A 5,494-nucleotide genomic window follows, 5' to 3' on the forward strand; every position below is an offset into this window, starting at 1 on the left:
CGGCGTTGCGCGTTCTGTCTGGGAGTTTGGGGCGGTTTGTGGTGTTGATCTGCCGGCCGGCGATCGGGGCGCGGGGGTGACTCCGGCAGGCCGGCACGACGGCACGGCGGCACGACGGCACGGCGGGGCGGCGGGGCGACGGCATGGCGGCATGGCGGGACGACCGCACGACGGGGCGACGGGGCGACGCCCGGCCGGCCCGGTCCGGAAGGGGCGGCCTAGCGCGGCGCGCGGCCCGAGCTGCGGCGCAGCACGATCTCCGTGGGCACCAGAACGTGCCGGCCCGGGGACTCCGGCGACCCTGCGCGCTTCCCGTCGGCCGCACCGCCCGCACGGCCGCTCCGGGTCACCTCGTCGACCAGCAGCTCCAGTGCGCGCCTGCCCAGTTCGCCGAAGTCCTGACGGACCGTCGTCAACGGCGGGGCGAAGTAGGCGGCGTCGGAGATGTCGTCGAAGCCGACCACGCTGATGTCCCCCGGAATGGCCCGGCCCGCTTCGTACAGCGCGCGCAGCAGGCCCAGCGCCAGGTGGTCGTTCGCACAGAACACGGCGGTGACGGAGAGGTCCTCGGCCAACCGCAGGCCCGCCTGGTAACCGGCGCGCGCACTCCAGTCCCCGGGGTGCGCCCCGGGCACCGGGGCACCGGCGTCCTCCAAGGCCTTGCGCCACCCGGCCTGCCGGGTCGTGGTCTCCAGCCAGCCGGGCGGCCCGGCGATGTGGTGGACCGTGGCGTGTCCGAGGTCCAGCAGGTGCCGCGTGACGGCGTGGGCGCCCGCCTCGTTGTCGACCGAGACCGTGGGTACGGGCGAACCGCTGCCGGCCCCGACCGCGACAACGGGCACCGCCGTGGACAACTCGGCGACCGCGCTGACCGCCGGAGTCTGCGGCGCGATCACCACGATGCCTTCGACGCCCTGGTCCCGGAGCCGGTCCACGGCGTCCTGCACCGAGCGCGTGTCCAGTGACCGGAGGCTCGCCACGCTGACGAAGTACCCGGCGCTGCGCGCGGCCTGCTCGATGCCGTCCAGCATGGAGGCCGGTCCGTACAGGGCGCTGCCGAAACTGATCACGCCGAGCGTCTGGGACCGACGGGTGACCAGGGCTCGCGCCGCCACGTTGGGGCGGTAGTCCAGCTCGCGAATGGCCGCGAGCACCCGCTCGCGCGTGCCGGGGCGGACGTGGGGCGCGCCGTTGAGCACCCGCGACACCGTCTGGTGGGACACCCCGGCGACGCGCGCGACATCGGCCATCACAGGCTGGCGCGGCTCAGATTGTTCCGTACTTCCCGTTCCCACGGAGAGCCCTCTCGTCGACGAAGCCCGCGGCGGCTGACCCGGGTCCTGCTGCGTACACCGATATCACGGTGGTGCCCGCACCAGGGCACCTTGCGGCGAAGTCCCATTGTTCACGATCACAGGGCCGGCCCCAGGCCGGCCGGTGCGCGCGGGCTCAATCCTGCGGGGTGACGCGGAGGTTCCGCAGCTCGACCGTGGCGCCGTACCAGACCCGGACGAATGCCCCTCCGTGGTCCTCCGCCTGTTGCGGCAACGTGCCGTGTGCGACGGCTTGTCCGTCGGCGGTCAGCGCGTACTGGGAGCCGTGCACGCTGACCGCGAGCCGGTGCCATCCGTTGTCGGTTCCCGCCAGATAGGTGGGTCCGGAGTCCTTGGGGTAGTCCACGTCCCGGTAACCGTTGGGGTCGTACTGGATTCCGTGTCCTGTGACGGTGCCGTCGGCCACGACCGTGCTGCGTGCTGCCAGCCCCCAGCCTGATCCTGAGGCCAGTCTGCCGGCGCCCGATGCCAGCCTGCCGTCCGCGGTCACCGTGTAGTCGGGTCCGGGAACCCGCGCGAAGTAGATGCCGCCCCAGTACTGGCTCCCGAAGCGGATACAGACGCCGCCGGGGTCGACGCCCGGACTGATGACGGTGCCGTTCAGCTCCGTCCAGCCGGCCGGCAGGTCGGCCGTGCCCCGTCCGGGGCACGGATTGGCGGACAGGGCGCTCGGGGCAGTGGCGGCTCCCGCGGGTGCGCTCGGCGTGGCGGCGACGTGCGGGGAGCTCTGCCCACCCGCGTTCTGACTCCTGGTGTTCAGCGTGACGAACGTGATGCCACCCGCGATGAGCAGCAGCGCCAGCCCCGCCCCGGCCACGACGAGTCTTACCCGCCGGCTCCGCTCCCCCGCGCCCTTCGCCACCGCCGCTTGCGGACCCCCGGGCCGGCCCCGCACCACCTGCGTGGGCGTGTACCGCATCCCGATGGTGTGCGGCTCGCCGGACACCACCTCCTCCAGCATGCGCAGCGTCTGACCGGCGGTCGGCCGATCGCCCGGGTCCTTGCGCAGCAGGGCCTCGATCACCGGTGCGAGCGGGCCCGCGTTCCGTGGCTCGGGCAGCGGTTCGGTCACGACCGCCTGCAAGGTGCCCATGGTCGAGGAACGGCCGAACGGTGCCCTGCCCTCGACGGCGGCGTACAGCGTGGCGCCCAGCGCCCAGAGGTCGGATGCGGTCCCCGGACGATGACCCGAGGCCTGCTCGGGGGAAATGAAGTCGGGCGAACCGACGATGTCGCCCGTGCGGGTGAGGCCGCTGCCGCCATCGAGGAGCGCGATGCCGAAGTCGGTGAGCACCACGCGCCCGCCGCGCTCCAGCAGCACGTTGGCCGGCTTGACGTCACGGTGCAGCACGCCGAGCCGGTGGCTCTCCTCCAGGGCGGACACCACCTGGATGCCCACCCTTGCCGCCTCCTGCGGCAGCAGGGTGCCCTCGGTGGCGACGATGTCGGCCAGGGACCCGCCGTCGACGAGTTCCATGACGATCCACGGCCGGCCGTCCTGCTCCAGCACGTCATGGACGACGATGACGGCGGGATGCTTGATCTGCGCCGCGGCCCGGGCCTCCTGCTTCATGCGGGAGTGCAGCGTGCTGCGTTCCTGGTCGGTCCCGCCCCTGATGCTCAGCTCCTTCACCGCCACCTCGCGGTCGAGCAGCTGGTCCCGTGCCCGCCAGACCGCGCCCATGCCGCCCCTGCCGATGAGCTCGACCAGCAGATAGCGTCCGCCAACGATCCGTTCCCGGCCCTCCCGCTCTCCGGGATCGCGGACCGGCGCGGAATCCGAGCCTTCCGGCTCGTCGCGAGCGCCAGGATGTGGACCATCAGGCGTGGTCACGGTGCTCCCTCATTGCCGTACTCGATCGGCCGCGGTGCGTTCCAGGCCGCACCGCCTGCCTCCGGCCACGGAGCCGGAGCAGCCGGACGGAATCGGGCCGGCCCGCTCCACTCGACGCGCGTACGGGGTTCCGGTGGACGGACTGCGGTGACCGGAGGGACGCGCAGTCGCGGCATCCCCGAAAGGTCACGTCCGCGCGGACCGGACGGGCTCGGTCTTCCCTTCCAATGTCCCTCCGACCACCGTCCACCACCACTCGGGTGCGCTTCACGACGACACCGATGCGTTCGCGCAGGGTGGGCGTCGTCGCTGCGGAGGACGGCCCGGCCTTCGGGCGGCGGGGTGGTCCGGGAGACGCCCGGGGCCGATACTGCACGGGCAGATCGACCTGACCGACCATGGAGGGGAACCGATGAGGCTGACCAGGAACGTCCGCGCCGCCTTACGCGGGCCGCGCCGCGGCATGACCGCGGCGGTCGTACTGGCCGCGGCCGCGGGCGTGTTCGCACCGACGCCCGCCTACGCGGCACCCGCGTGCGACGCCGTCGCGTCGGGTCCGCCGGTCCCGGTGGCGCACCTACCCGACTGGGTCGAGTCGATCGCCGTCGACGCCCGGGGCCGGATGTTCGCCACCGCGTACTTCACGGGCCGGGTCTACCGCGTCGACGCACCGGGCAGCGCTCCCGTGCCGCTCACCGGGAACGTCGGCGCCAACGGCGGGATCGTCGTGCGCGGCGACGGCCGGCTCCTCGTCGGCACGGGCAACGACCTCGTGCACTCGCTGACGGGTGACGCCCTGCCGGTGTCGAAGCTCCTGCTGGTGGACCCGGAGTCGGGCGGCGTCACCCCGTACGCCTCGGGACTCGGCGGCATCGACGGGGTCGCCCTCGCACCCGACGGCACCGTGTACACCACGACCTTGGGCGGCCGGAACATCGGCCGCGTCACACCGGACGGGCGGGTCGATCCGGCGTGGGCCCGTGTCCCGCAGGCCAACGGGATCGCCGTCTCCCCCGACGGGACGGAGGTCTACGTCGTCCAGACCACCATCGCCCCCGGGCTGTACCGCATACCCGTCGCCGCCCCGGCGCACCCGCAGCGCTGGATCTCCGCCGACGCCTCCAACGCCCTCGCCCTGCCCGACGGACTCACCCTCGACGGCCGGGGCCGCCCGCTGATCGCCACTCACGCGGCGGGCCAGATCTGGCGGGCCGAGGGCACGTCCCTGTGCTCCGTGGAATCGGGGCTCTACCTCTCCACCCAGATCACGTACGGACACGGAGAGCGCGGTTTCTCGGCCGGAAAGCTCTACCGGGCGGGCGTCGACGGCAAGGTCTACGAGGTCCCCGGCGGCGCCGAGCACCCGGCTCCGAGCACGGGCGGCTGAACGCCGTCACGCGATGCCCGAGCCTGCACACGGGGGCGGCGACGGAGCGATGGGGCGACGGGCACCGGGCCGTTGATCGTTGTGCCCGAAGTGGTCTTGTCTTCGTGGTCCGGCGCGGACAGCGACGAGTCTGAAACGGATGACGACAGAGCCTGCGGCGTCGATGGGTATGCCGGCCTGGTGACGGTCGGGCAGTCGCAGGCCCTGGTCCTCGGTGATGACCCCGCCTCGACGTCCTTCCTCAGGGAGCATGGCCTGTTCGTGCGGTGGTGCGCCGCAGAATCGGAGGAGGAGGTTCTCGGCTGCGTTGATGCCGCGCTCGCTGGTGCCGCCTGGGAGCCTGAGCAGCATGGGGACGTGCCGGGGCCAGTGGTGTTGTTCGACGCGGCTTGGCCTGGTGACGCGTTGGAACCAGAGAACCATCTGCGGGTGGCACTGAGACCAGGGAGGTATTCGGTTCGTGCCGCGTATGTGCGTACATCGCCTCGCGGGACTTCACCCCCGTGCGCTGACGCGTCCGGCCGGAAGAGGGGCCGTATCGACGCCGGTCGGGCCGCGTGCGCAAGTGGCTCCCGTCCCTGGTCTCTTGACGCCTCAGCAAAAAACGTGCGCCGGGCGGACGTTTGGACGAAGGCAATGGGGTGAGACGCGTGAGTACCGGAAGCCACCGCCTTCGCGCGAGGCTTCCGGAGCGGGCCTCAGCCGTATGACGACCATCCGCCCGGCGTCATGCGGCCGGCTCGTCCGCACGACGGACCGCCTCCCGGATCCGAACGGACCCGGGCCGCCTGCGGATTGCCGGCCCCTCCGCGGCCGGGAATCCGCGGCCGCGCCCGTGAACCCCCGACGGCGGCGCCCCGCTCGGCGAGGTGATGCTCCGGCGCGCCCCCGAAGGAACCGAGATCGGCTACGCGGTCGGTCCGGCCCACCGGGGCCGGG

General features: G+C 72.9%; 3 protein-coding genes and 1 pseudogene. 2 read left to right on the forward strand and 2 right to left on the reverse strand.

What is annotated here, in order from left to right:
- Window positions 1-218 precede the first annotated feature (218 nt).
- Both ACWF9Z_RS33890 and ACWF9Z_RS33895 read right to left on the reverse strand, forming a co-directional pair.
- Complete coding sequence (locus ACWF9Z_RS33890) at window positions 219-1,250, reverse strand: LacI family DNA-binding transcriptional regulator (protein ID WP_453608985.1); 1,032 nt, start codon at window positions 1,248-1,250, stop codon at window positions 219-221.
- A 199-nt stretch (window positions 1,251-1,449) separates the two neighbouring features.
- Entirely contained in the window at window positions 1,450-3,168 is a 1,719-nt protein-coding gene (locus ACWF9Z_RS33895; protein WP_453608986.1) for a serine/threonine-protein kinase, read from the reverse strand.
- Window positions 3,169-3,580: 412 nt separating this feature from the next.
- On the opposite strand from ACWF9Z_RS33895, the gene ACWF9Z_RS33900 reads away from it, so the two are divergent.
- Both ACWF9Z_RS33900 and ACWF9Z_RS33905 read left to right on the forward strand, forming a co-directional pair.
- Complete coding sequence (locus ACWF9Z_RS33900; RefSeq protein ID WP_453608987.1) at window positions 3,581-4,555, forward strand: SMP-30/gluconolactonase/LRE family protein; 975 nt, start codon at window positions 3,581-3,583, stop codon at window positions 4,553-4,555.
- A gap of 72 nt (window positions 4,556-4,627) precedes the next feature.
- Window positions 4,628-5,041 (forward strand): annotated as a pseudogene (locus ACWF9Z_RS33905) (Imm21 family immunity protein); the annotation flags it as partial.
- Window positions 5,042-5,494: the final 453 nt, after the last annotated feature.

The sequence above is a fragment of the Streptomyces sp. NPDC054961 genome, from assembly GCF_053609145.1.

Bases quoted from the DNA above. Each gene is read 5' to 3' on its own strand.
- ACWF9Z_RS33900 (WP_453608987.1), top strand. From the start codon at position 3,581: ATGAGGCTGACCAGGAACGTCCGCGCCGCCTTACGCGGGCCGCGCCGC.
- ACWF9Z_RS33890 (WP_453608985.1), bottom strand. From the start codon at position 1,250: ATGGCCGATGTCGCGCGCGTCGCCGGGGTGTCCCACCAGACGGTGTCG.